16 protein-coding genes are annotated in these 21,662 nt (G+C 70.5%); 14 read left to right on the top strand and 2 right to left on the bottom strand.

Annotation, left to right across the window (positions count from 1 at the left end; all coding sequences use genetic code 11):
• Nucleotides 1-70 precede the first annotated feature (70 nt).
• From ACPYO4_RS07665 to ACPYO4_RS07630, 8 genes are all read left to right on the top strand, one after another.
• Nucleotides 71-1,474 (top strand): C40 family peptidase, encoded by a 1,404-nt coding sequence (locus tag ACPYO4_RS07665; RefSeq protein WP_425708628.1) that lies wholly within the window; start codon nucleotides 71-73, stop codon nucleotides 1,472-1,474.
• A 232-nt stretch (nucleotides 1,475-1,706) separates the two neighbouring features.
• A complete protein-coding gene (locus ACPYO4_RS07660) occupies nucleotides 1,707-3,161 on the top strand; it encodes an NAD-dependent succinate-semialdehyde dehydrogenase (RefSeq protein ID WP_425708627.1) in 1,455 nt (484 codons plus the stop codon).
• A gap of 111 nt (nucleotides 3,162-3,272) precedes the next feature.
• Nucleotides 3,273-4,313, top strand: a complete 1,041-nt coding sequence (locus tag ACPYO4_RS07655; protein WP_425708626.1) for a LacI family DNA-binding transcriptional regulator — start codon at nucleotides 3,273-3,275, stop codon at nucleotides 4,311-4,313.
• A 370-nt stretch (nucleotides 4,314-4,683) separates the two neighbouring features.
• A complete protein-coding gene (locus ACPYO4_RS07650) occupies nucleotides 4,684-6,213 on the top strand; it encodes an ABC transporter substrate-binding protein (protein ID WP_425708625.1) in 1,530 nt (509 codons plus the stop codon).
• A gap of 119 nt (nucleotides 6,214-6,332) precedes the next feature.
• Nucleotides 6,333-7,277: an ABC transporter permease gene (locus ACPYO4_RS07645; protein WP_425708624.1), complete on the top strand. Its 945-nt coding sequence runs from the start codon at nucleotides 6,333-6,335 to the stop codon at nucleotides 7,275-7,277.
• A gap of 18 nt (nucleotides 7,278-7,295) precedes the next feature.
• The gene (locus ACPYO4_RS07640; RefSeq protein ID WP_425708623.1) at nucleotides 7,296-9,221 is read left to right on the top strand and encodes a dipeptide/oligopeptide/nickel ABC transporter permease/ATP-binding protein; all 1,926 of its coding nucleotides are present in this window, start codon (nucleotides 7,296-7,298) and stop codon (nucleotides 9,219-9,221) included.
• Complete coding sequence (locus tag ACPYO4_RS07635) at nucleotides 9,211-10,278, top strand: ABC transporter ATP-binding protein (protein ID WP_425708622.1); 1,068 nt, start codon at nucleotides 9,211-9,213, stop codon at nucleotides 10,276-10,278. Before ACPYO4_RS07640 ends, ACPYO4_RS07635 begins: the two co-directional genes overlap by 11 nt.
• A 93-nt stretch (nucleotides 10,279-10,371) precedes the next feature.
• Nucleotides 10,372-12,000 (top strand): amidohydrolase, encoded by a 1,629-nt coding sequence (locus ACPYO4_RS07630; protein WP_425708621.1) that lies wholly within the window; start codon nucleotides 10,372-10,374, stop codon nucleotides 11,998-12,000.
• Nucleotides 12,001-12,032: 32 nt separating this feature from the next.
• Here ACPYO4_RS07630 and ACPYO4_RS07625 read toward each other — a convergent pair whose 3' ends face one another.
• Both ACPYO4_RS07625 and ACPYO4_RS07620 read right to left on the bottom strand, forming a co-directional pair.
• Nucleotides 12,033-12,686, bottom strand: a complete 654-nt coding sequence (locus tag ACPYO4_RS07625; protein WP_425708620.1) for a GntR family transcriptional regulator — start codon at nucleotides 12,684-12,686, stop codon at nucleotides 12,033-12,035.
• A 7-nt stretch (nucleotides 12,687-12,693) separates the two neighbouring features.
• Complete coding sequence (locus ACPYO4_RS07620) at nucleotides 12,694-13,221, bottom strand: VOC family protein (RefSeq protein ID WP_425708619.1); 528 nt, start codon at nucleotides 13,219-13,221, stop codon at nucleotides 12,694-12,696.
• Nucleotides 13,222-13,382: 161 nt separating this feature from the next.
• On the opposite strand from ACPYO4_RS07620, the gene ACPYO4_RS07615 reads away from it, so the two are divergent.
• The 6 genes from ACPYO4_RS07615 to ACPYO4_RS07590 all read left to right on the top strand — a co-directional run bounded on the left by ACPYO4_RS07615 (nucleotide 13,383) and on the right by ACPYO4_RS07590 (nucleotide 21,207).
• Nucleotides 13,383-15,569, top strand: a complete 2,187-nt coding sequence (locus ACPYO4_RS07615; protein ID WP_425708618.1) for an alpha-ketoacid dehydrogenase subunit alpha/beta — start codon at nucleotides 13,383-13,385, stop codon at nucleotides 15,567-15,569.
• Nucleotide 15,570: 1 nt separating this feature from the next.
• Nucleotides 15,571-16,959 (top strand): dihydrolipoamide acetyltransferase family protein, encoded by a 1,389-nt coding sequence (locus tag ACPYO4_RS07610; protein WP_425708617.1) that lies wholly within the window; start codon nucleotides 15,571-15,573, stop codon nucleotides 16,957-16,959.
• Between the two features lie 234 nt (nucleotides 16,960-17,193).
• Nucleotides 17,194-17,661: a RidA family protein gene (locus ACPYO4_RS07605; RefSeq protein WP_425708616.1), complete on the top strand. Its 468-nt coding sequence runs from the start codon at nucleotides 17,194-17,196 to the stop codon at nucleotides 17,659-17,661.
• 120 nt (nucleotides 17,662-17,781) lie between these two features.
• Nucleotides 17,782-18,717 (top strand): NAD(P)-dependent oxidoreductase, encoded by a 936-nt coding sequence (locus tag ACPYO4_RS07600; protein WP_425708615.1) that lies wholly within the window; start codon nucleotides 17,782-17,784, stop codon nucleotides 18,715-18,717.
• Entirely contained in the window at nucleotides 18,717-20,027 is a 1,311-nt protein-coding gene (locus ACPYO4_RS07595; RefSeq protein WP_425708614.1) for a M24 family metallopeptidase, read from the top strand. Before ACPYO4_RS07600 ends, ACPYO4_RS07595 begins: the two co-directional genes overlap by 1 nt.
• Nucleotides 20,028-20,064: 37 nt before the next feature.
• Nucleotides 20,065-21,207 (top strand): MFS transporter, encoded by a 1,143-nt coding sequence (locus ACPYO4_RS07590; protein ID WP_425708613.1) that lies wholly within the window; start codon nucleotides 20,065-20,067, stop codon nucleotides 21,205-21,207.
• The last annotated feature ends 455 nt before the right edge of the window (nucleotides 21,208-21,662 follow it).

Genomic DNA, 21,662 nt, shown 5'->3' with positions numbered 1-21,662 from the left:
CCGCGAATCGCTTGCAGCGAGGCAGGTGGGACGGGGCTGGGGGGCCTGAGTGCGAACGAGGAGAGAACCTGTGCGTCTGAAGAGATGGCTGCCCGCTGGTGCGGGGGTGGGCCTGGCGATCGCGTGCGTGGCCAGCTCGGCCGCCTACGGGACCAACGGCGACGTCGGAGCGACACCCCCGGCCGACCAGGTCACACGGATCGCGCTGCACGGACTGACCGCGTCGTCGTCCACGTTCACGTTCGGGTCGGTGACGTCGAGCGCCTTCACCTTCGGGCCGGCCGCGACGAGCCCGCTCGGTGCGGCCCCCACGCTGGCCTCCTGGCCGTCCAACGAGCCCGCGGCGCCGCTGTCCGGGGACGACGCGAGCACGACGGCGGTGAGCCTGGGTGCCGAGGGCGACGCGCTGTTCGTCGGCGACTGGGACGGCGACGGTGCCACGTCGGTGACCGTCCGCCGCGGCAACGCCATGTACGTGCGCAACGCCCGCGACCACGGCGCCGCCGACCACGTCTTCCACTACGGGCAGGCCGGCGACACGATCGTCGTCTCGAGCCTCGCCGACGGTCGCAGCACCTTCGCGATCGACCGTGGGCAGCTGGTGGAGCCGGAGCCGGAGCCGGCGCCCGAGCCGGAGATCGAGCCCGTTCCTGAGCCTGAGCCCGCTCCCGAGCCGGAGCCGGAGCCTGAGACGGAGCCGGAGCCTGAGACGGAGCCGACCCCTGAGCCGGAGCCGACCCCTGAGCCGGAGCCCGCCCCAGAGCCCGAGCCGGAGCCCGCCCCAGAGCCCGAGCCGGAGCCGGAGCCCGAGCCGGAGCCCGAGCCGGAGCCGGAGCCGGAGCCGACCCCGGAGCCCGAGCCCACGCCGGCTCCCGTGCCGGCCTCCGAGCCGGAGCCGGAGCCGACGCCCGAACCTGAGCCCGCCCCGTCGCCGGAGCCTGCACCGGCTCCCGAGCCTGAGCCGGCGCCCGAGCCCGCTCCCGAGCCCGCTCCCGAGCCGGAGCCTGAGCCGGCTCCTGCACCCGCACCGGCACCGGCCCCCGCGCCTGCTCCTGCACCGGCCCCCGCGCCTGCTCCTGCACCGGCGCCAGCTCCTGCGCCGGCCCCCGCGCCGGCTCCCGCACCCGCGTGGCGCGGCGACGCCGTCGTCTCGGTGGCGCACCAGTACCTCGGCTCGCCGTACGTCTGGGGCGGGACCACGCCGTCGGGCTGGGACTGCATCGGCTTCGCGGGGTACGTGTACGCCCAGTTCGGCGTCACCCTGCCGCGGACCACCGCGTGGGGCGCGTTCGCGCACTACCAGCAGGTGCCGGCGAGTCAGGCGCGTCCGGGCGACCTCATCTGGTGGCCGGGCCACGTGGCCATCTACACGGGCAACGGCCAGAACATCGGCGCCTGGAACCCGGGCATGGGTACCCGCGTGGGACCCAACTCCTGGGTCGCGGGGAACCCGGTCTACCTGAGGGTCCTGTAGTCCTCACCAGCTGACGGGGCGAGGGCCGCGAGCCGGCCCTCCGCCACCACCGACCACGTGCGGCCCGACGCGATCATGCGTCGGGCCGCACGTGCGTCCAGCCGGGGGGTCGTCCGCGCGCCGCCCTGCTGCGCATGCAGGCGTCGTTCCGGAGTCACGCCGCTTGACCACGCTCGACCGCGGATCTACCGTTGACTGCAAACGCTTGCAATCCTCTGGAAGGCATCTCGCAATGACGCAGATCGTCGTCGGCATCGACACCCCCACCGGCGTGCTCATCAACGGCGAGGTCCGCGCCGCGAGCGACGGTGGCACCTTCGAGGTCACGGACCCCGCGACCGCGCAAGTGCTCGCAACCGTCGCCAACGGCACGCTCGACGACGCCGCCGCATGCGTCGACTCCGCCGAAGCAGCCGCGGACGGCTGGGCCGCCACGAGCCCGCGGGAACGCTCGGGCATTCTCATGAAGGCGTTCGACCTCATGATCGAGCGTGAGCAGCAGATCGCCGAGCTCATCGTCCGAGAGAACGGCAAGGCGCTGTCCGACGCGCTGGGTGAGGTGCGGTACGCCGCCGAGTTCTTCCGCTGGTACGCGGAGGAGGCGGTCAGGGTCAGGGGAGAGATCCAGACGGCGCCCTCGGGGGCCAACCGGATCATGGTGATCCATCAACCGATCGGCATCTCGCTGCTCATCACGCCGTGGAACTTCCCCGCCGCGATGGCCACCCGCAAGATCGGTCCTGCCCTCGCCGCCGGCTGCACCGTGATACTCAAGCCAGCGTCCGAGACGCCGCTGACCGCTCTCGCGGTCGGCGCGATCCTGGCGGAGGCCGGCGTGCCCGACGGCGTCGTCAACGTCCTGCCCTCGCGTCGTTCCGGCGCGGTGGCGGATCAGATCCTGCACGACCCCCGCGTACGCAAGCTGTCCTTCACCGGTTCGACCGAGGTGGGGCGCAGACTCCTCAGGACGGCGGCGGACCGCGTGATCTCCTGCTCGATGGAGCTCGGTGGCAACGCACCGTTCGTCGTGCTCGACGACGCCGACCTCGACAAGGCCGTCGCCGGGGCGATGCTGGCGAAGATGCGCAACGGGGGAGAGGCGTGCACGGCGGCCAACCGGATCTACGTGCAGCGGCCGATCGCGGAGGAGTTCGCGGCGCGCCTGGCGCGGGCGATGGAGGCGTTGACGGTCGGGCCGGGTCTCGACGTCGGCACCGAGGTGGGGCCGCTCATCAACGACGACGCGATCACCAAGATCGAGGAGCTCGTCGCTGACGCGACGGCTCGTGGTGCCCGCATCCTTACCGGCGGCGAGAAGGCTCAGGGGTCCGGATACTTCTACCCTCCGACCGTGCTCGCCGACGTCGACGGCGACTCCCAGATCCTCGGCGAGGAGATCTTCGGTCCCGTCGCCCCCGTCGTCGTGTTCGACACCGACGAGGAGGCCATCGAGCGGGCCAACGCCACCGAGTACGGGCTCGTCTCCTACGTGTTCACCACCGACCTCTCGCGCGGGCTGCGCGTGAGCGAGGCGCTGGACTCGGGGATGGTCGGCCTCAACCGGGGGGTCGTCTCGGACGCCGCCGCACCGTTCGGCGGCACCAAGCAGTCGGGCCTCGGTCGTGAGGGCGGGCACGAGGGTCTCCTGGAGTACGCGGAGTCGAAGTACGTCGCCGTAGACTGGTGACAACAACGTTTGCATCGGCACTCTGACGGTCGGGACCGGTAGACCTCGGGGAGGTCGGGATCGTTCCTGACCACGACGTCGCCGTGTGCTGCCGGAAGGGGGTGGGAGTCGATGAGCGCGTCGGCGGAGGGCCGGTCGTCGGTCACGCTCCAGGAGGTGGCGCGCCGCGCCGGCGTCCATGCGGGCACGGCCTCGCGTGCGCTCAACCCGGCCACCCAGGGCCTGGTCAGCGAGGCGACGCTTCGCAAGGTGCAGCAGGCGGCCAAGGCGCTGAACTACCGGCCGAACCCGATGGCGCAGGGGCTCAAGACCAATCGGTCGATGATGGTCGGCATCGTCATCCCCGACCTCACGAACCCGCTCTTCCCGCCGATCGTGCGCGGCGCTGACTTCGAGCTCGCCCGCGCCGGCTACACGACCCTGATCGCCGACACGGACAACGACCCCGCTCGCGAGCGCGACTCCTTCGAGGCGCTCCAGACACGCCAGGTCGACGGCCTGATCGTCGCGTCCGCCCGCCGGGACGACGACACGGTCCAGGCGACCCATCGGGCCGGCATCCCGCTCGTGCTCATCAATCGGCGCGACGAGCACACCCAGCTGCCCGTCGTGCTCGGCGACGACGGGCACGGTGTCGAGCAGGCGATGCGGCACCTCTTCGGCCTCGGCCATCGCAGGATCGGGCACATCGCGGGCCCCAGCAGCATCTCGACCGGCGCCCTCCGTGCGCGTGCGTTCCGCCAGTGGATGTTCGAGCTGGGTGGTGAGCTCGACGACACGTTCAGCGGCGAGGTGAGCACGTACTCCATCGAGGAGGGCGCCCGCGTCGCGCACGAGATCCTGGGGCGCGCGCGCCCGACGGCCATCCTCGCCGGCAACGACCAGATCGCCGTGGGCGTGCTCGACGCGCTGCGGGAGCGGGGACTCCGCTGCCCCGAGGACGTCAGTGTCGTCGGCTACAACGACATGCCGCTCATGGACAAGCTCTCCCCGGCGGTGACGACGGTCCGCGTGCCGCACGCAGAGATCGGTGCGGAGGCGGCGCGTCTGCTGATCCGCCGGCTCGAGACCAAGGCGGACGATGCGCGCACCGTCTCGCTGCCGGTTCAGCTGGTCGTCCGGGACTCCACCGGTCCCGTCCCCGTCTCCTGATCCGGGGCACGCTTCGTTCCGGTCTGGCAGGTTGACCTCACCACCTGACCTGGCGCCGGGATCCGTTCATTCGCCTCGGTGGGGCGGCCCGACTTTCCAGCAATCGTTCGCACCATGCATCGCGGTGTCCTGTGGATCTCCTTCCCGAGAATGTTCATCAAGTCCGTGCGGTGCTTGACAGAACACGCCGAACGGAGGAGGCTGCCACGTAGCGCAATCGTTTGTATTCCTCGCGACAATCGTGTCGTCCGACCTCGTCGACGAGGGGCAGGAACGGCGCGTGACGCAGGAGGTCACGTGAGCGCCTGAGGTGTTGTCAGTGTCGACCGACCTTGGTTCGCCGATCTTCCGGCGGGAAATGGTGAAGAAGATGGCTCAGTCAAAGAGAACTGCCCGTGCAGCCACGGGTGCCGCCGCGACGGCCGCGCTCGTGGTGCTCGCCGCCTGCGGCGGCGGGGACTCCGCGGAGGGCGGCGGAGGGGACGGCGAGGAGGGCGGCGCGCTGGTCATCGCCGGGCCCGAGCCGCTGGACAACTGGGACCCGCTCCAGCAGGCCAACCCGGCATACATGTCCATGGTCTTCGACACGCTCATCGCCTGGAACGCCGACGGCAGCGGCTTCGAGCCGATGCTCGCCACGGAGTGGGAGCAGACGCCGGAGCACATCGAGTTCGTGCTGCGGGACGACGCGGTCTTCCACGACGGCACGCCGATCGACGCCGATGCGGTCGTGCAGAACATCGAGCGCATCCGGGACACGCCGCACAACTCCCAGGCCGTGTTCGCCAACGTCACCGAGATCGTCGCGGTCGACGAGACGACCGTCCGCCTCGAGCTGTCCGAGCCGACCGGAGGCATCCTCGAGACACTTGCCGACTGGCCCGGCTCGATCGTCGCCCCGGCGACGATCGAGGAGGGCAGCTTCCGCGAGCCCATCGGCTCCGCCGCGTTCCAGTACAACGCCGACGAGTCCCGGATCGGCTCCGAGATCGTCGTCGATGCGTTCCCCGACTACTACAACGCCGACGAGGTCGGCCCCAGCAGCGTCACCTACCTGGAGATGACGGAGCCCGAGCAGCGCTTCAACGCACTGCAGACCGGCCGGGCCAACGTCATCTACGGCGAGGGTGGCCAGATCGACCAGGCCGAGGCCGAGGGCATGGACGTCGTCGTCTACCCCAAGGTCCAGTGGGCGGCGATGCTGTCCGACGTCGAGGGCGTGTTCAGCGACGTCAACGTCCGGCAGGCCGTCTGCCACGGCATCAACTCGCAGCAGTTCCTCGACGCGCACTACTCCGGGCACGGCGAGACCGCGAGCCAGATCTTCCGGGAGGGCACCTCGGGGTTCAACCCCGATGTGGACAACCTCTACCCCTACGACGTCGACGCCGCGATCGCACTCCTCGAGGAGGCGGGAAACCCGGACGTCGAGTTCACGCTCCCGACCCCGGACGAGTACCAGCCGATCTATCAGGTGTTCGCCTCCCAGATGGAGGAGATCGGCATCACGGTCAACCTCGACGTCATGCCGTTCGGTGAGTTCATCTCGACGTACAACAACGGCGAGGCGCCCATGATCCTCTTCAGCAACCTGGCCGCCCACGGTCCCTACGCCTACTACCTCACGCGCTACGCGCCGGAGTCGGGCCGCAACGCCCACGGCGTGGAGTACCCGGAGCTGCTCGCCGCGGTCCAGGAGGGCGCGGCCGCCGAGGACGAGGAGAGCGCCGAGGAGTCCTACCAGGAGTTCTCGCGGATCGCGCTCGAGGAAGCTTACGACTGCGGCCAGTTCTACCTCACGGGCATCTGGATCTCCGACCCCGAGGCTGTCTCGGGTCTCGAGGCCATCCCCGGTCGGATCGACACCTTCAACTACATGGACGTCGAGATCAGCGGCTGACCCATGCCCTCGACGATCGACCATCCTGCCGTGCCGGCCGTCCCGCCGTCCTCGTCGCGCCTCCGGGTCGCGGGGACGGGCGGGGCGGTCCGCACGGCCTGTCGGACGGGTGACCACGCATGCTGAAGATGATCCTCAACCGGCTCGCGCTGATGATCCCGGTGCTGATCGCCGCCTCGATCTTCGTCTTCGTCCTCGCCAAGCTCATGCCGGTCGACCCGGCGCGCGTGCTGCTGGGCGACGGCGCGACCGACGCGCAGGTCGCCGAGGTCCGCGCCGAGCTCGGGCTCGACCGCTCCTGGCCGGTCCAGTACGGGAGCTGGCTGTGGAATGCCGTCCAGGGCGACTTCGGAGACTCGGTGTACGCCAACTGGCCGGTCGCCGAGCTCATCGGTGACAGCGTCGGCGTCACCATCTCCCTGTCGATCGCCGGCATCGCCTGCGCCGTCGTCCTCGGCCTGGGGCTGGGCACGATCGCCGGGCTGCGGGCCGGGTCGTGGGCGGACCGCGTCATCTCGGTGATCAACGCCCTGTGGATCGCCGTCCCGAACTTCTGGGTCGGCCTGCTGCTGGCCATCCTCCTCGGCGTCCAGCTGGGATGGCTGCCGGTCTCCGGGTACACCGAGATCACCGAGGACCCGGTGGAGTGGGCGCGCTCGTTGATCCTGCCCGGCATCGCGCTCGGCCTCAATCCCGCAGCGGTCATCGCGCGTCAGACTCGCGGCGCGGTGCGCGACATGTCGAACAGCCAGTTCGTCACCGCACTGCGCTCGCGAGGGATCAGCGAGAACCGGATCGTCAACCGCTACATCTTCAAGAACTCGATGGTCCCCGTCGTCGCCACCATCGGGATCCAGGTGCCGATCATCGTCGGCGGCACCCTCGTCGTCGAGAGCGTGTTCTCGCAGCCGGGCCTGGGCACCGAGCTCACCCGGGCGGTCCAGCGCTCCGACCCGTTCCTGCTGCAGGCAGGAGTCCTGATCATCGTCGTCTTCGTCCTGCTCCTGAACCTGGTGGTGGACATCGTCTACCGCGGGATCGACCCCAGGATCCGGGCGAGCTGAGCGTGAGGTGCGTCACTCGTGAAAAGCCGTAGCTCCGTCCTCCTGTGGGCCTGCCTCGTCGGCCTCGGGCTGATCACCGTCGTGGCGGTGACGGCCCAGTGGTTGGCGCCGTACGATCCGTCCCGGCTCAACGTGGGGCCCGGCCTCGCCCCGCCCAGCGCGGATCACCTGCTCGGCACCGACCAGCTGGGGCGTGACGTCTTCTCCCGGCTGCTGGGCGGTGCACAGACCGCGATGCTCGCCTCCGTCCAGGCCGTCGCCATCGCGATGAGCGTCGGCGTCAGCCTCGGCATCGCGTTCACCTACTGGGGCGGGTGGTGGGACCGCATCGGCACCCGCGTCGCCGACGTCATGCAGTCCGTGCCGGCACTGCTCTTCGCGCTGGCCTTCATCGCCGTGTTCGGCGCCGGACTGACCAACGCGATGACCGCCGTGGGCATCGTCTTCATCGACAGCTGCTACCGGGTGACCCGGGCGATGGTCCTCTCGCAGAAGGAGATGCTCTACATGGACGCGGCGCGGGTCACGGGACTCCCGTGGTACGTCGTCGTACGGAACCTCCTGCCCAACATCGCCGGCCCGCTCATCGTGCAGGGGTCCGTGCTGCTCGGCGTCGCGCTGCTCATCGAGTCGATGCTCAGCTTCATCGGCGTCGGGGCGAGCCCGGACCAGGTCAGCTGGGGTCTCATGCTTGACGAGGCCCGCGGCGAGCTCTACAACCACCCGCTCCTCGCGATCGTCCCGGGCATCGCGATCACCGTGGTGATCCTGCTGTTCAACCTCACCGGCGACGCGCTGGGCGACCGGCTGTCCGTGCGCAGGGTGCGAGGCGGCATCGACGTCGTGCCCGCCCCGGCGGGGGCCCCGGACCCGCTGGAGGACGCCTACGACGACGAGGACGACGAGACGGCCTCCGTCGGTGCGGAACGGACCGAGTTCATCCCGCTCGCGGACTCGGAGAAGGGTGACCTGCTCACCCTCGAGGGGCTGACCGTGCGGGCCCCGCGCGGGTCGGAGGGTATCGAGCTCGTCTCCTCGATCGGGCTGGGGATCAACCGTGGCGAGATCTACGGCCTCGTCGGTGAGTCGGGCTCGGGCAAGTCGGTCACCGGTAAGGCGATCGCCGGCCTCCTGCCGCCGGAGCTCAAGGTGACGGCGGGCTCGATCATGCTCGAGGAGGAGGAGCTCGTCGGTCTGCCGGCACAGCGCATGCGGGCGATCCGCGGTGCGCGCATCGCGATGGTGTTCCAGAACCCCATCTCCAGCCTGTCACCGACCCACACCGTGGGCGCCCAGCTCGTCGACGCGGTGCGGGCGCACCAGAAGGTCTCGGCCCGGGCCGCCGAGGCCCGGGCGCGCGAGCTGCTCTCCCTCGTCGGCGTCCCCAACGCGACGGGGCGGCTCAAGGCCTACCCGCACCAGTTCTCCGGAGGCATGGCCCAGCGCGTCGGCATCGCCGCGGCGCTGGCGAGCGATCCCGAGCTGCTCATCGCGGACGAGCCCACGACGGCGCTCGACGTCACCCTGCAGGCCCAGGTGCTCGACCTCCTGGTGGACCTGCGCGACCGGCTGGACATGTCGGTCCTGCTCATCACGCACGACATGGGTGTCGTGGCCAGCACGTGCGACCGCGTCGCGGTCATGTACGCCGGCCAGATCGTCGAACGGCGCACCACCGCCGAGCTCTTCAGCCGGCCGCGTCACCCGTACACCGAGGCCCTGCTCAACGCCCTGCCCGCCGAGGGCACCGAGACCCAGGACCGGCTCCCCACGATCCCCGGAACCGTCCCGCCCGCGTGGGACTGGCCCACCGGCTGCCGCTTCCACCCCCGGTGCGAGTTCGCGACGCCGGACTGCGCGGTGGGCCGGATACCGATGACCGACAATGCCCGATGCATCCGCGTCGACGAGCTCGTCCTGGAGGGACCTGCCCATGAGCGCTGACCAGCTGCTCGAGGTCGAGGACCTCAGCATCACCTTCCGGCTCCCGGGGGAAGGGATCGGCCGACGCCGCACCCTGCACGCCGTGCGCGACGTCAGCTTCACCATCGGGGCCGGCGAGATCTTCGGCCTCGTGGGGGAGTCCGGCTCGGGCAAGTCGACCACCGGGCGGGCCGTCCTTCGGCTCGTCGACCGGGCGTCCGGTGCCATCCGCTTCGACGGCACCGACATCTCGAGCTTCGGGCGCCGCACGCCGCTGAAGTACCGCAGCGACGTCCAGGTGATCTTCCAGGACCCGACCTCCTCGCTCAATCCCCGCCAGACGGTCCGCGAGAGCCTGAGCCAGGTCGCCCGACGGCACGTGAGCACCGATGCCCAGGCGGTCGAGGCAGCGGTGGTCGAGGCGCTGGAGCACGTCGGGCTGTCCGAGCACCACCTCGACCGCGTGCCGAACGAGCTCTCCGGCGGGCAGTGCCAGCGGGTCGCGATCGCGCGCGCCCTCATCATCCAGCCGCGGCTCGTCATCTGCGACGAGGCGGTCAGCGCTCTCGACGTCAGCACCCAGAGCCAGGTCATCAACCTGCTCATGGACCTGCAGCGGGAGACCGACGTCGCGATGCTCTTCATCGCTCACGACCTCACGGTCGTCAAGCACGTCTCGACCTCTGTCGGCGTCATGTACCTCGGCCGCCTCGTCGAGGTCGGTGAGACCGACGAGGTCTACGCCCGCGCGGCGCACCCGTACACCCGGCTGCTGCTCGACTCGACACTGACCGCGAACCCGAAGGCCAACGCCGCCAAGGGCGGTTGGCGGCCGAGCGCCGGCACCGCGCGCGAGCCGTCCGACGCCCTGCACACCCCGGCCGGATGCCCGTTCAACCCGCGGTGCCCGCTCGCCGTGGACCGGTGCCGCGAAGAGCGGCCCGAGCCGCGGCCCGTGCCCGGGACCAGCCAGATCTCGGCGTGCCACTTCGCCGAGGAGGTCGCCCGCGCGCGCGACCTCGACGAGGCCGTGGCGATGCGGGACGCCGCCATCGTCGCATCCGCTCCGTCCAGCTGAGTCCGTGCCAGACGCCGGGCGCAGTATCGGAGCCCGACACCCACCGCCTGTCCACCAACGACGTATCCGCGCACCGCACAAGGAGATCGACAGATGTCACGCACAGTTGCCGACCTGGTCCTCACGGGTGGGCTCGTCACGACGATGGCTGAGGACGGCACCGGCGTCCCGGCCGAGGCCGAGGCGCTCGCGATCGTCGGTGACCGCATCGCCGCCGTCGGGACCGCGGACGAGATCGACGGATGGACCGGCCCGGACACCCGGATCGTCGACCTGGCCGGCCGCCGGGTCGTGCCGGGCCTCATCGACACCCACGTGCACTTCGCCCGCGCCGGCTTCACCTGGAACGACGAGGTGCGCTGGGGCACGGTGACCAGCCTCGCCGAGGGGCTTGCGCTCATCGCCGAGCGGGCTCGCAGCACCCCGGCGGGCACCTGGATCATGGTCATCGGCGGCTGGGACCCCGCGCAGTTCAGCGAACGGCGCCACCCCACCCGTGACGAGCTCGACGAGGCCGCGCCCGAGCACCCGGTGATGATCCAGCACCTCTACTCGTACGGGATGCTCAACAGCGCGGCCCTGGCCCGCGTCCCCCTGGCCCGTGCGATCGACGAGGGCATCGACCCCGCCACCGTGGAGACCGACGACGCCGGGACCCCGACGGGTCTCGTCCGCACCATGACCGCGCTCAGGTGGCTCTACGCCCAGCTCCCCGTGCCGAGCCTCGAGGAGCAGGTGGCCTCGACCGCCGCGGCCGGCCGCGAGCTCGCCACGTTCGGGGTGGTCGGCCTCATCGACGGCGGCGGCGCCAACACGGGCCCCGACGTCTACCGGCCCCTGTTCGAGACCTGGCGCCGCGGCGAGCTCGTGCCGCGCGTGCGCCTGACCGTGCACTCCAGCGGGCCGGGTCGGGAGGAGGAGGACCTCGACGGCATCACCCGGTTCGTGCACCCCCGGCAGGGCGATGAGCGGCTCTCGGTGCTCGGCGTCGGCGAGATCATGATGTGGCCGATGCACGACGGCGTCGACCGCCTCCCGGACCTCGCGCAGGAGCACCGCGACCGCATCGAGGCGATCCTGCGGTCGTGCGCCGAGCGCGGCTGGACCGTGCAGATGCACCTCTTCCGGCCCGAGACCACCGACGTCGTCGTCGACATGTGGCGCCGCATCCACGCGGACATCCCGCTGAGCGACCTGCGCTGGACGATCGTGCACGGCGAGTCGGTCACGGCCGAGCACGCCGAGGTCCTTGCCTCGATGAGTGCCGGTGTCATCTGCGAGGCCATCCTGCGCATGGAGGGGGAGCACATCGCCGAGCTGTGGGGCGCGGACGCCGTCCGGGCCGCCCCGGACGTCCGCGCGCTCCAGGCCGCGGGCGTCCGCATCGCTGCGGGCTCGGACGGCATGCGCGTCGCGACCTACAACCCGTTCGCCACGCTGCAGTGGCTCACGACCGGTCGCTCGCTGTCCGGCACCCAGATCTGGGACGAGTCCGTGGTGCTCGACCGCCACGAGGCGCTCGCCCTGCTCACCACCCAGTCGGCCTGGTTCTCCTTCGAGGAGGGGAGCAGAGGACGGCTGCAGCCGGGATTCCTGGCGGACGTCGCGGTCCTGGATCAGGACTACCTGGAGGTCGACGCGAGCGAGCTCCCGGCCATCCGAGCGGACCTCACGGTGATCGGCGGGCAGGTCGTTCACGACGCTTCGGCGCAGGCGCGATGAGTGTGTGCCGCGCCGGCTCCGGCTCCCCGGTCTCAGTCGGCGTCGAACAGCTCGGGATGCTCCGCCAGCGCCAGTCGGGTGCGGCGGACGTGCATCCGCTGCACCGCCTGCGCGTCGGTGACGCTTCGGCGTCGGGCGGCGTCGACGAGCAGCCGGTGCTCCGCCGTGGTGGTCCGGTCGCGTGAGTCACCCACGAGCAGGGCGTAGGCGCGCCGGTAGTGCTGGGTCGTGTTCCACAGCCGGTGGACGAGGTCGATGACCATGCCCGGGCGCGCCGCGCTGAAGCTGAGCAGGTGGAACTCCCGGTCGAGCTTCAGGAACGTCTGCAGGTCGGCGCCCTCCATCTCGTCGGCCAGCTCGTCGAGCCGGTCGATCGCCTCTGCGTCCAGGTGGGGGAGCGACTGCTCGATGAGCAGCGGCTCCACCTGCTCGCGGATGAGGTACGCGTCCGTGCACTCCTGCAGGCTCAGGCTCGCGACCCAGGCGCCCGAGCTCGCGACCAGCCGGACCAGTCCCTCCGCCTCGAGGTGGCGCAGGGCGTCCCGCACCGGCAGCCGGCTCGCGCCGAAGTCCTCCGCCACCTCCTCCTGCCGGACGCGGTCCCCGGGCCTCAGCTCGCCGGCGAGGATGCGCTCGCGCAGACCGGCGACGATGCGGGCGGAGGCGGTCCTGTCCCTGACGGTCATCCCGGGCCTACGCGGTCGGGTCGGCCGGGTGCCACAGCTTCGTGGGCGCCGTCTTCTCGTAGGCCTTCCCGTTCGGGAAGCTGACGAGCTCGAGCTGCATGCCCCACGGGCTGAGGAAGTAGACCCATCGCTGGCCCGTGCTGTGGCTGGTGCTCGCGGTGGGCTCGCCGAGCACGCGGATGCCATGGGCGCGCAGGTGCTCGACCCCGGCGTCGAGGTCCTCGACGTAGAACGCCAGGTGGTGCCCGCCGATGTCGCTGTTGCGGGGCTGGGGCGCCTGCGCGCCCGGCGTCTCGTACTGGAAGATCTCGAAGTTGGGGCCGGTCCGGCACCGGTAGAAGCGCAGCTCGCGCATCACTGCGCGCGCGTCGACGCCCAGGTGCTCGGTCATCCAGTCGTCGTCGTGCTGGTACGGACCGAGCGAGTAGATCCGCTCGCAGCCGATGACGTCCACGAAGAACCGCTCGGCCTCCTCGAGGTCGGGGACCGTGAAGCCGATGTGCTCGGTACCGACGAGTCCGGGAAGTCCTGCCATGACCGACTCCTTCGTAATGTATACATTGGCGCTCGATCACCGTGGTCATTCACGGTGATTACGCGGCCTTGGTCTTGTCATCGTATCCAATGCTCACGTAATCTGGTCAAGGTCTAGAGCACGTCGTCTTGCCTGACCGCCGTTCGAGGGAGAACGCTCCGATGCCCCGACTTGTCCCGCTCGAGCCCGAGGTCTCCTGGGTCGAGCTGTCCACCACCGAAGAGGACTGGCGCGCCGCCGACCCCGGCCTGCTGGCCACGATGCTCGGCCAGATGCACCTCATCCGGGCGTTCGAGGAGACCGTCCTCGAGCTCGCCGGCGAGGGGCTCGTCCACGGCCCCGCACACTCGAGCATCGGCCAGGAGGGGGGCGCCGTCGGGTCCGTGGTCGGGCTGCGATCCTCCGACGGCGTCAACGGCTCCCACCGCGGCCACCACCAGTTCCTGGCCAAGGCCATCGGCCACGTGGCGCCGGACGGACTCAACCTGGAGAGTCTCGTCGACGACGAGATCCGGACCGTCCTGCGCCGCACGCTCGCCGAGATCCTCGGGCTCGCCCAGGGGTTCTGCCGCGGCCGGGGCGGGTCGATGCACCTGCAGTGGCACGAGGCCGGCGCACTGGGCACCAACGCGATCGTCGGCGGCGGCGTCCCGCTCGCCGCCGGCAACGCATGGGCCCAGCGCCACGCCGGAACCGACGACGTGACGATCTCCTACTTCGGGGACGGCGCCGTGAACATCGGCTCGGTGCTCGAGTCGATGAACCTCACGGGCGCCTGGGACGTCCCGCTGTGCTTCTTCGTGGAGAACAACCTCTACGCCGTCTCCACGACCGTGGCCGAGGCGACCGCCGAGCCGCGGCTCTCGGGCCGCGGCCCGGGCTTCGGCATCCCCTCGTGGCGGGTCGACGGGATGGACCCGCTCGCCGTCCACCTCGCGACGCAGGCCGCGCTCGAGCACATGCGCGCCGGCAACGGGCCCACGGTCGTCGAGGCCGAGGTCTACAGGTTCTTCCACCAGAACGGCCCGTACCCGGGCAGCGCGTTCGGGTACCGCACCAAGAAGGAGGAGGCCGGCTGGCGTGCCCGCGACCCCCTGGAGCGCGTGGCCACCGAGATGCGGACGCTCGATCTCGTCGACGACGAGGCGGTCCAGGCGGTGCGGCGTCAGGCGACCGAGGCGATGACCGACGTCGTCGCCGAGCTCCTCGAGGCCGACCCCGACGGAAAGCCGGGCACCCGCCGCATCCGACCCGACCTGTGGCCGAGCACCGACTTCGTCGACGTCGGTGTGCGCGGCGACCTCAGCGAGGTCGAGGGCGCGCGGACCGAGGAGCAGGAGACCTTCGGCGGGGACCTGAGCCGGGGAAAGTTCATCGAGGCGGTCGCCCGCGTGATGGACCGGAGGATGGGAACCGACGAGCGCATCGTCATCCTCGGCGAGGACGTCCACAACCTCGGCGGCGGCACCAACGGTGCGACGAAGGGACTCGCCGCCGCCTACCCCGGGCGCGTCCTCGGGACGCCGATCAGCGAGAACGCCTTTGCCGGCCTCGGCGGCGGGATCGCGCTCGACGGGCGCTTCGTCCCCGTCGTCGAGTTCATGTACCCCGACTTCCTCTGGGTGGCCGCCGACCAGGTCTTCAACCAGATCGCCAAGGCCCGGCACATGTTCGGCGGCGACAACCCGGTCCCGCTCGTGCTGCGCACGAAGGCTGCCGCCGGGACCGGCTACGGGTCCCAGCACTCGATGGACCCCGCCGGCATCTTCGCGACCAGTCCGGGCTGGCGCATCGTGGCGCCCTCGACCCCGTTCGACTACGTGGGTCTGATGAACACCGCGCTCGCGCTCGACGACCCGGTCCTCGTCCTCGAGCACGTCGACCTCTACGGCACCCAGGGAGAGATCCCGGTGAGCGACCTCGACTACCAGATCCCCGTGGGCAGCGCGGCCGTCCGCCGCGAGGGCGACGACGTGACGGTGATCAGCTACCTCAGCATGGTCGCGAAGGCGCTGGAGGCGGTCGACGAGGTCGGTGTCGACGCCGAGGTCATCGACCTGCGCTGGCTGGACCGGGCGAGCATCGACTGGGAGACGATCGGGCGGTCGATCAGGAAGACCAACGCCGTCCTCGTCGTCGAGCAGGGAGCGGTCGGGACGTCCTACGGCGGCTGGCTCGCGGACGAGATCCAGCGGCGCTACTTCGACCACCTCGACCAGCCCGTGGCGCGCGTGACCGGCGCCGAGGCGTCGCCGTCGATCTCGAAGGTCCTCGAGCGAGCGGCGATCGCAGGCACGGAAGAGGTCGTCGCGGGTCTCAGGCGCGTCGTCGACGGATTCGGTGGTTGAGATGGCGACCGTCATCAGGATGCCGGGAGTTCTCGCCAGCATGACCGAGGGCATCGTGGCCGGCTGGCAGGTCGCCGAGGGCGACGAGGTCGTCCAGGGAACCGTTCTCGCCGAGATCGAGACCGAGAAGGCCCTCGTCGACTTCGAGTCCGAGGACGCGGGCGTCATCGGCAGGCTTCTCGCCGCCGAGGGGGACACGGTCCAGGTCGGCGAGCCGATCGCGATCCTGCTCGCCGAGGCCGGTGAGGCCTACGAGCTCTCCGAGCTCGTCGACGTGCCGCCGGGCGACGGCGAGGCGCAGGGTGGTGATCGTGCGCGTGGCGACGGCGAACAGCCCGACGGCGAGCGGCTCGACGACGAGACGCCGACACCCGCGCGCCGGGCGAGCGGCGCCGACGGTGCCGATGCCGCGCGCGACCTGCGGGAGGCACCTGCGGGCGCGCCCCCCGAGCCATCCGCCCCGCTCGCCGAGAGGGATGCCCGTCCCGGCGGGCGGATCTTCATCAGCCCGATCGCCCGCAAGATGGCGCGGGAGCGTGGTATCGACCCTGCTCGGCTGACCGGGTCGGGACCTGGCGGGCGGATCACGCGGCGGGACGTCGAGGCGCAGGCCGCACAGCTCGCCGCCGCGTCGCCGGCGCCCCGTGAGGAAACGACCCCGGCCGCTGCCGGAGCGGGTGCCGGGGCGGCTGTCGCCGGGGTGACCTCCGACGCCGTCGAGGACGTCCCGGTGAGCGGCATGCGCCGCGCCATCGCCCGGCGCCTGACCGAGTCCAAGTCCACGGTGCCGCACTTCTACGTCACCGAGGAGTGCCGGGTCGACGCCCTGCTCGCCCTGCGCCGCCAGGTCAACGAGTCGCAGGGCGTCAAGGTCTCGGTCAACGACTTCGTGCTCAAGGCGGTCGCCGCGGCGATGGCGGCCGTGCCGGACGTCAACGTGACCTGGGGCGGGGACGTCATCCACCGGTACCGGGGCGTCGACGTCGCGGTCGCCGTCGCCACCGACGGCGGGCTGGTCACGCCGGTCGTGCGCGGGGTCGAGCAGATGCCGATCAGCGCACTCGCCACCTCGGTGTCCGAGCTCGCCGGGCGAGCCCGGGCCGGACGCCTCAAGCAGGACGAGATCGAGGGCGGCAGCTTCACGGTGTCGAACCTCGGGATGTTCGGCACGCGAGAGTTCAGCGCCATCCTCAACCCGCCGCACGCCGGGATCCTCGCCGTCGGTGCGGCGCTGGAGCAGCCCGTGGTCGAGGACGGTCAGGTCGTCGTCGGTACGGTCATGCGCTGCACGCTCTCGGCCGACCACCGGGCCGTGGACGGCGCGCTCGGGGCGCGGTGGATGCAGGAGTTCCGCAGGGCGATCGAGAGCCCGCTGGCGCTGCTCGTGTGAGCCGTGTGGGGGCGCCGGCCCGCTGCAGGCGCCCCCACGAGCACGGCGAGCTGCGTCCGTTGACACGTCATGACACCGCTCGTAGGCTGATATCGCAAACGTTTGCGAACCGCCTAGCACAGTTCGCACCCCGCCGGAGAGCATCGCCGCTCGCGCGGACCTGCGTGCCTCGAGCATCACCCGAGACCGAGCACCCACCACCGCCGCGGCGGCCCCACCAGGAGGTAGAGCAGCATGACCGAGGTACCCGCCCCCCGTCGCACCGGCAATGCCGAGGTGATCCACCACGAGGGCTACGACGAGACGATCGTCAGCCCGTTCGTCCCGGCGATCCGCGCCGTCGACGGCGCACGCCTCGTCTTCATCAGCGGGGTCACCGGAGCTCCCGTCTACCACGACCATCCGCACGTCGCCGAGGTGTTCGACAGCATGCCGATGGATGCGAAGGGGCAGGTGACCAACGCGTTCGACCACCTGGACCTCGCCCTGAGAGCAGCCGGGTGCGGCCGGCACGACGTCGTCAACATCATGCGCTTCTTCACCGACGTGGACGCGGACCAGGACGTGGTGAACAAGCACCAGGGAGAGTGGTTCGGCGGGCACGTCCCGACCAGCACCACCGTCGAGGTGACCCGGTTGGCCACCGACCCCCGCCTGCGCTTCGAGTTCCACGTGGTCGCCGCGGCGCCCGCCGGCGTGTAGAGAGACACGGCCAGAGAGACTCGCCCACCACTTGACTTTGCCCTGTGACCCAACGAGAATTGCAATCGATTGCTGAAGGGGCAACGACGCCCTCAGCCAGGTCTACGAAGGAGAACCACCGTGAGTGACTCGAAGCCCACCGTCGGCTGGATCGGCGCCGGACGCATGGGGTTCCAGCTTGTCAAGCGACTCCTGGCGGCCGGGTACGACGTCGCCGTCTACAACCGCACCCGCTCCAAGGCCGAGCCGCTGACCGAGTTCGGGGCGACCGTCGTCGACCGACCGGTCGACCTCGCCGGGCGTGACGTCGTCTTCAGCATGGTGGCCGCGGACAAGGACCTCGGCCAGGTCATGCAGGGTGAGGACGGCCTGCTCACCGACCCGGAGCGCGCGCCCCGGCTGGTCTGCGACTCGTCGACGGTGTCCGTCGAGGCCAGCGCGCCGGTCCGCGCGGCGGTGGAGGAGCGTGGCGGCCAGTTCCTCGCGACTCCTGTCTCCGGCAACCCGGCGGTCATCGCCTCCGGCAAGCTCAGCGTGGCCGCCTCCGGCTCGCGTGCCGCGTTCGACGAGGTCGAGCCGCTGCTGGCCTCGTGGGGCCGTTCCGTCACCTATGTCGGCGAGGGTGATGCGGCGCGCATCGTCAAGATCGCCCACAACGTCTTCCTCGGCGTCGTCATCCAGTCGATGGCCGAGATCACCGTGCTCGCGGAGAAGTCGGGAGTCAGCCGGGCGGACTTCCTGTCCTTCCTCAACGACTCGGTGATGGGCTCGGTGTTCTCCCGCTACAAGACGCCGGCGCTGGTCAACCTGGATTTCACGCCCACCTTCACGAACGTGCTGCTCCAGAAGGACTTCGACCTGGGCCTGGCCGCGGGCCGGGAGCTCGGGGTGGTGATGCCGGTCGCCGGCCTGACCCGCGACCTCGTGGCGCAGGAGGTGGGCAACGGGAACGTCGAGCAGGACTTCGCCTCGCTCGTCCTCACCGTGGCCGGTGGCTCGGGGCTGGACATCCAGTCCGAGGAGGCCGACGTCAGCGACGGCCTCGAGGCCGAGTGATGAGCGGGGTGCACAGCCACCCGCCCGCACGAGGAAAGCTGTTCGCACGTCCGTCCGCCCGGCCCCACGGCGCCCGCGACCTGCCCGCTCCCGGCCAGATGGCGGTGGACTACGAGCATCGGGTCGACATGGACCGGTTGCGGAAGTACCGGCTCGGGCGTGCCAAGGCGGCTCTGGAGGCGAGCGAGTGCGGCGCGTTCCTGCTCTTCGACTTCTACAACATCCGGTACACGACCCAGACGTGGATCGGCGGGGCGCTCGGGGACAAGATGATCAGGTACGCGCTGATCCTGCGGGATCGCGAACCGATTCTCTGGGACTTCGGCTCGGCCGTGCGGCATCACAAGCTGTACAGCGACTGGATGCCGGACGAGCATCACCGGCCCGGGTTCCTCGGCTTCCGCGGTGCGGTCGACCCCGAGGGCGGCGGCCTCATGCGGGACGCGGTCTCCGAGATCAGGTCGATCCTCACGGAGGCGGGTGTCGCCGACGCCCCGCTCGGGCTGGACATCGTCGAGCCGCCGTTCCTGTTCGAGCTCGAGCGGCAGGGCATCCGTGTGGCCGACGCCCAGCAGTCGATGCTCGATGCGCGCGTGATCAAGAACCAGGACGAGATCATGCTGCTCAATCAGGCCGCGGCGATGGTCGACGGCGTCTACCAGGACATCGTGGACGCGCTGCGGCCCGGCGTCCGGGAGAACGAGATCGTGGCGCTGGCCAACGCCCGGCTCTACGAGTACGGCAGCGACCAGGTCGAGGCCGTCAACGCGATCTCGGGGGAGCGGTGCAACCCGCACCCGCACAACTTCACCGACCGCATCATCCGGCCGGGCGACCAGGCGTTCTTCGACATCATCCACTCCTACAACGGCTACCGGACCTGCTACTACCGCACCTTCGGCGTGGGTTGGGCGACCGAGAGCCAGAAGGACGCGTACAAGAAGGCCCGCGAATGGATGGACACGGCGCTCGACTCGATCCGGCCCGGGGTCGGGAGCGACGAGGTGGCGGCGGTCCTGCCCAAGGCGGAGGACTTCGGGTTCGAGAACGAGCTCGCGGCGTTCGGTCTGCAGTTCGCGCACGGCCTGGGCCTCGGTCTGCACGAGCGCCCGATCATCTCCAGGCTCAACTCGATGAAGGACCCGGTGGAGATCCGACCTGGCATGGTGTTCGCCATGGAGACCTACTGCCCGGCCTCGGACGGCACGTCGGCCGCTCGCATCGAGGAGGAGGTGGTGGTGACGGACTACGGGATCGAGGTCCTCACCAAGTTTCCCGCCCAGGACCTTTTCGTCGCCAACCCGTACTAGTGGCGCGGAGTCGTCGAGCCGGCGGACCGAGCTCACCATGAGCAAGGCTCCGTCGCTGGGTCTCCTGCACCTGGCGGTCTTCTGCAGCTCGTTCGACCGCCTCGTCATCGCGCCGTTGCTGCTGGCGATCGCGGACGATCTCGGGATCTCGCTGGCGGATGCCGGCATCATCGCGTCGGTCTATCTCGTGGGCTACGGGGTCATGCAGATCGTGTGGGGCATGGTCTCGGATCGGCTCGGGCGCGTGCGCACCATGCGTCTCGCGCTGCTCCTCGCGGCGGTCGCGGGCATCGCCACCGCGGCTGCGCCGGACGTGGCGACGCTGCTGCTGGCCAGGTTCGTCGCCGGTGGGGCCTTCGCGGCGATCGTCCCCGGCGCGCTCATCTACGTCGGCGACACGGTGCCTGTCGCCCAGCGTCACGGCCCGTTGACGGACGTCATGATGATGACGGCGACCGGTATGGCAGCCGCCACGCTCGTCGGTGCTCTCCTGGCCGATCTCGCGAGCTGGCGGCTGGCCTTCGGGGTCCCCGCCGCTGTCGTGCTGCTGGTGGTCGTGCTGATGTCCCGTCTGCCGGAGGTCGCGGCGCAGGGCGAGCGGCTCTCGGTACGGGCGGCGCTCACGCGCGTCCTCGGTAACCGATGGGCGCTCGTCGTGTTCGCGCTGGCGTTCGTCGAGGGTGTGGTGCTGCTCAGCGTGCTCAACTTCCTGCCGACGGTCCTGCAGAACCAGGGGATGAGCACCACGTTTTCCGGGGCCGTCACCGCGGCCTACGGCGTGGCCGTCATCCTGGCCACCCGCGTCGTCAAGGCCGTCGCGGACCGCATGACGCAGGCGCAGCTCGTCGCTGTCGGGGGCGCTTCTGGTGCCGGCGCCTTCGTGGGGCTCGTCATCGACCCCGGCACCGCCGGCGTGCTCATCGCGTGTGTCCTCCTGGCCGGAGCGTGGGCGTTCATGCACTCCACGCTGCAGAAGTGGGCCACCGAGGTCGCGCCCGACGCCCGTGCGACGAGCGTCAGCCTCTTCGCCTCGTCGCTGTTCATCGGCAGCGCGGCCGGAACGGCGCTCGGAGCGGTCTTCGCGGACCGGGGAGACTTCGTGACGTTGTTCGCGATCGGGCTCGGGATCGCCGCCGTGCTGGGAGTCGCGGCGACGGTGCTGCGGGCCCGGAGTGAGTAGGGCGGCGGCTGGTGTTTCACGTCTCGTCGTCGTACAGCTGGGATGCCACGCTCCCGAATGCGGCTTGCTCTGCTGGGCGGCCAGCGTGCTGCAGCGCGCACGCGAGACGAGCGTGATCGACGTTTTCATCCAGAGCGACACGACCTCGGCCAGGAGTGCCCGCCGGGAGGCTGAGCCATGCTCGCGTGGGTCGAAGCTGACCACTAGTCGAGTCTCCGGCCCCGCGCTGTGCATCACGGCGATGTGCGCACTGGCCGCCCGATCGCGAACGATCACGGTCATATCAACCGAGTACCGACCGTAAAAAGTGCGTCGATCAAGCGTCGCGCGAGAACACAGAAATGCCCATGGAGCAGTCCCGTCGTCGCGGTGATTTCAAAGCCGTCATTGTACCCGGACGGGTACTTACTGGTCGTGACCAGAGTCCCTAATGTCGGGTCTCACGCCGTAAAGCG

This window comes from Georgenia sp. Z1491, assembly GCF_049856175.1.
Taxonomy (GTDB): domain Bacteria; phylum Actinomycetota; class Actinomycetes; order Actinomycetales; family Actinomycetaceae; genus JB111.
The sequence above is the reverse complement of the archived record's forward strand: the minus strand, read 5'-3'. Positions and strand labels throughout refer to the sequence as shown.

Excerpts from the sequence above, each read along its gene's own strand:
- ACPYO4_RS07660 (WP_425708627.1), top strand. The coding sequence starts at position 1,707 with ATGACGCAGATCGTCGTCGGCATCGACACCCCCACCGGCGTGCTCATC.
- ACPYO4_RS07655 (WP_425708626.1), top strand. The coding sequence starts at position 3,273 with ATGAGCGCGTCGGCGGAGGGCCGGTCGTCGGTCACGCTCCAGGAGGTG.
- ACPYO4_RS07650 (WP_425708625.1), top strand. The coding sequence starts at position 4,684 with ATGGCTCAGTCAAAGAGAACTGCCCGTGCAGCCACGGGTGCCGCCGCG.
- ACPYO4_RS07645 (WP_425708624.1), top strand. The coding sequence starts at position 6,333 with ATGCTGAAGATGATCCTCAACCGGCTCGCGCTGATGATCCCGGTGCTG.
- ACPYO4_RS07635 (WP_425708622.1), top strand. The coding sequence starts at position 9,211 with ATGAGCGCTGACCAGCTGCTCGAGGTCGAGGACCTCAGCATCACCTTC.
- ACPYO4_RS07630 (WP_425708621.1), top strand. The coding sequence starts at position 10,372 with ATGTCACGCACAGTTGCCGACCTGGTCCTCACGGGTGGGCTCGTCACG.
- ACPYO4_RS07625 (WP_425708620.1), bottom strand. The coding sequence starts at position 12,686 with ATGACCGTCAGGGACAGGACCGCCTCCGCCCGCATCGTCGCCGGTCTG.
- ACPYO4_RS07620 (WP_425708619.1), bottom strand. The coding sequence starts at position 13,221 with ATGGCAGGACTTCCCGGACTCGTCGGTACCGAGCACATCGGCTTCACG.
- ACPYO4_RS07615 (WP_425708618.1), top strand. The coding sequence starts at position 13,383 with ATGCCCCGACTTGTCCCGCTCGAGCCCGAGGTCTCCTGGGTCGAGCTG.
- ACPYO4_RS07610 (WP_425708617.1), top strand. The coding sequence starts at position 15,571 with ATGGCGACCGTCATCAGGATGCCGGGAGTTCTCGCCAGCATGACCGAG.
- ACPYO4_RS07605 (WP_425708616.1), top strand. The coding sequence starts at position 17,194 with ATGACCGAGGTACCCGCCCCCCGTCGCACCGGCAATGCCGAGGTGATC.
- ACPYO4_RS07595 (WP_425708614.1), top strand. The coding sequence starts at position 18,717 with ATGAGCGGGGTGCACAGCCACCCGCCCGCACGAGGAAAGCTGTTCGCA.
- ACPYO4_RS07590 (WP_425708613.1), top strand. The coding sequence starts at position 20,065 with ATGAGCAAGGCTCCGTCGCTGGGTCTCCTGCACCTGGCGGTCTTCTGC.